The sequence below is a fragment of the Stappia sp. WLB 29 genome (assembly GCF_023507705.1).
GTDB lineage: Bacteria > Pseudomonadota > Alphaproteobacteria > Rhizobiales > Stappiaceae > Stappia.
In genome coordinates, this window is sequence record NZ_JALBGD010000030.1 from 1 (window position 1) to 895 (window position 895).

Here is an 895-nt window from a genome sequence, read left to right on the forward strand (position 1 = left end):
TGACCCCGGAGCAGTAAGACCCGCTCCGGGCGCCCGTCAGGCCATGTCGAGCGGCACCAGGATGGCATCGTCGTAGGTCTGCACCGGCGTTCTCGCCGGCCGCACATCGTCCGGCACGGGCGCGGACAGCAGCTTCACCGGCAGCGGAAACGGCACCGACCGCCCTTCCGCCTCGATCTTCGCGAGCACATCCTGAAGCATCTCCAGGTACTGGCGGTTGGCATGGGTGCTCGGCCACATCGTCTGCTTGAGTACGGGGCCGGCGAAACCGCCCCCTTCCGACCGCTCGCAGATCGCCTGCAGCAGGCGCACCTCGTCGCTGTCGTTCGGATCGAAGGCCCCGAAGGTCCAGGTTGTTCCGCCCGATGCCCGGTCGAGCGTGACATCGGCATTCATCAGCTTCAGGATGTCGATTGCTGTTGCCGCATCGCATTCCGGCTGGCGCACCACCCACAGCAGGATGGGGAGCAGGTGCTCCTCGTAGTCCCAGTTGAGGTCGGGCAATATGTGCCAAAGATCCGGGCTGCGCGGCGCCCGCCTCTGCAGCCAGTCGAGGATCTCAGGCATTTCGATACGCGTCATGGCGGGCGGCTCTTCCGGCCGGGCAACGGCAACGGCGGGCGCGTGCTGGTGCTTCCGCCGCCTGGCTACGCGTGGCAGATGGCGAACGACCAGAACGGCCGTTCCCGCGATCACGACAAGGTACCAGAACCAGATCGGCAATCCATCGAGCATGGCAATCTCCTTAAGAAAGCAATGCCCCGACCATGCCGGCACGGCCTTAAACCGGCCCTAACCCGTCCCGAAAAAATCGACACGCATAAACGCAAACGGGCGCGGCAGTGCTGCCGCGCCCGTCTTCGAGGCACTCATCGACGGGTTGCTGACCCCGGAG

General features: G+C 65.4%; 1 protein-coding gene. It reads right to left on the reverse strand.

Features of this window, described 5'->3' with window-relative positions; translation table 11 throughout:
• Positions 1 to 36: 36 nt before the first annotated feature.
• A complete protein-coding gene (locus tag MNI96_RS21770) occupies positions 37 to 735 on the reverse strand; it encodes a DUF4274 domain-containing protein (protein WP_249696644.1) in 699 nt (232 codons plus the stop codon).
• Between the last annotated feature and the right edge of the window lie 160 nt (positions 736 to 895).

Bases quoted from the DNA above. Each gene is read 5' to 3' on its own strand.
- MNI96_RS21770 (WP_249696644.1), bottom strand. From the start codon at position 735: ATGCTCGATGGATTGCCGATCTGGTTCTGGTACCTTGTCGTGATCGCG.